Origin of the sequence: Streptomyces sp. NPDC051987 (genome assembly GCF_040680735.1) — a bacterium.
In the GTDB taxonomy this organism is placed as follows: domain Bacteria; phylum Actinomycetota; class Actinomycetes; order Streptomycetales; family Streptomycetaceae; genus Streptomyces.
The window spans coordinates 1-2,290 of record NZ_JBFAXI010000196.1 but is presented as its reverse complement, the minus strand read 5'-3'; the positions used below and the strand labels follow the sequence as shown (position 1 = coordinate 2,290).

The 2,290-nt window shown below is 69.2% G+C and carries 2 protein-coding genes; both read left to right on the top strand.

The genetic code is table 11. The annotated features are described in order from the left end of the window. The first annotated feature begins 104 nt into the window (after positions 1 to 104). The gene (istA, locus tag AB0M11_RS41250) at positions 105 to 1,370 is read left to right on the top strand and encodes an IS21 family transposase (protein ID WP_365714127.1); all 1,266 of its coding nucleotides are present in this window, start codon (positions 105 to 107) and stop codon (positions 1,368 to 1,370) included. After that, a complete protein-coding gene (gene istB / locus AB0M11_RS41245; RefSeq protein ID WP_365714125.1) occupies positions 1,370 to 2,218 on the top strand; it encodes an IS21-like element helper ATPase IstB in 849 nt (282 codons plus the stop codon). Before istA ends, istB begins: the two co-directional genes overlap by 1 nt. Positions 2,219 to 2,290: the final 72 nt, after the last annotated feature.

Below are 2,290 nucleotides of genomic sequence, written 5' to 3'. Positions count from 1 at the left end.
TGTCGGCGACGGGTGAAAACTGACCGCTGAACGGCGGATCAACGGTGACCCACCTCGCGATCGTCTGATCATCCTGATCTTCATTGAGGGGTCAGGAGGAGAGGGTGATTTCCGTGGAGGACTGGGCTGAGATTCGTCGGCTGCACCGGGCCGAGCAGATGCCGATCCGGGCGATCGCCCGTCACCTGGGGATCTCGAAGAACACGGTGAAACGCGCCCTGGCCACCGACCGGCCGCCGGTCTACCAGCGTCCGCTGAAGGGCTCGGCGGTGGACGCCGTCGAACCCGCCATCCGCGAGCTGCTCAAGCAGACCCCGACGATGCCCGCCACCGTGATCGCCGAGCGGATCGGCTGGGAACGTGGGCTGACCATCCTCAAGGAACGCGTACGCGAACTGCGCCCGGCCTACCTTCCCGTGGACCCGGTCTCCCGGACCGTCTACCAGCCCGGTGAGCTCGCCCAGTGTGATCTGTGGTTCCCTCCGGCCGACATCCCGCTCGGCTACGGCCAGTCGGGCAGGCCGCCGGTCCTGGTCATCGTCTCCGGCTACTCGCGTGTGATCAACGCCCGGATGCTGCCCTCCCGGCAGACCGGCGACCTGATCGACGGCCACTGGCGCCTGCTGACCGCCTGGGGGGCCGTCCCGAAGATGCTGGTCTGGGACAACGAGGCAGGTGTCGGGAAAGGCAGACTGACCAGCGAGTTCGCCGCCTTCGCTGGTCTGCTCGCCGTCAGGGTGCATCTCTGCCGCCCCCGCGACCCGGAAGCCAAGGGCCTGGTCGAGCGCGCGAACGGATACCTGGAGACCAGCTTCCTTCCCGGCCGCACGTTCACCGGTCCCGACGACTTCAACGCCCAGCTCGCGGCCTGGCTGAAGATCGCCAACCGGCGACAGCACCGGATCATCGGCACCCGGCCGGTGGACCGCTGGGAGGCCGACCGCGCCGAGATGCTGCCGATCCCGCCGGTCGCCCCGCCCCACTGGTGGCCCTCTCGCACCCGTCTCGGACGCGACCACTACGTCCGCGTCGACACCAACGACTACTCCGTCCACCCCCGCGCGATCGGCAGGACGGTGACGGTCCGTGCCGACACCGAGGAGATCACCGTGACCTGCGGCGACGATATGGTGGCCCGCCATGCCCGCTGCTGGGCCAGACACCAGTCGATCACCGACCCCGAGCACGCGGCCGCGGCCCGGAGCCTGCGCGGCGAGGTGATCCACCAGCAGGCCGCCCGAGCCGCCACCGCCAGGGCAGCAGTCCTGGCCCCCGACAGCCTCGGCATCGAGGTTGAGCAGCGCGAGCTGGGCACCTACGACCGCATGTTCACCCTCATCGAGGGCGGTGGCGGGAAGGAGGACACCTGATGTCCCGCCCCACTCCCGCGGCCTCGGGCGCTACGTCGGCCGGCACGGCCAAGACGAACGGCCCCGCGGCCCGCACGGGCCGTCAGACCGCCGCCGACCTGGCCTTCCTCGCCCGCGCTCTGAAAGCACCCGCCCTGCTGGACGCCGCCGAGCGCCTGGCCGAACGGGCCCGGGCCGAGTCCTGGACCCACACCGAGTACCTGGTCGCCTGCCTGCAGCGCGAGGTCTCCGCCCGTGACAGCCACGGCGGCGAGGGCCGTATCCGCGCCGCCCGCTTCCCCGCGATCAAGACCATCGAGGAACTCGACGTTTCCCATCTGCGCGGCCTGACGCGCCAACAACTCGCTCATCTGGGAACATTGGACTTCATAGCGGCCAAGGAGAACGCCGTCTTCCTCGGCCCCCCGGGCACCGGCAAGACGCACCTGGCCACCGGACTTGCTGTGAGGGCCTGCCAGGCCGGCCACCGGGTCGCATTCTCCACCGCCGCCCAGTGGGTCGACCGCCTGGCCGCCGCCCACCACGCCGGGCGTCTCCAGGACGAACTGGTCAAGCTCGGCCGCTACCCGCTGATCGTGATCGACGAGGTCGGCTACATCCCGTTCGAGGCCGAGGCCGCGAACCTATTCTTCCAGCTCATCTCGAACAGATACGAAAGGGCCAGCGTGATCGTCACCTCGAACAAGCCCTTCGGACGCTGGGGAGAAACCTTCGGTGACGAGACCGTCGCAGCAGCCATGATCGACCGACTCGTCCACCACGCCGAGGTCCACTCCCTCAAAGGCGAGTCCTACCGCATGAAAGGACGCGAACTCGGCCGCGTCCCCACCGCCGCCGGCAACGACTGAGCAAGACCACCGACGACGCGAGGGTCAGAACTCAACCGACCAAACTGGGTCACGGTTCAACCGCCGCCGACA

Excerpts from the sequence above, each read along its gene's own strand:
- istB (WP_365714125.1), top strand. The coding sequence starts at position 1,370 with ATGTCCCGCCCCACTCCCGCGGCCTCGGGCGCTACGTCGGCCGGCACG.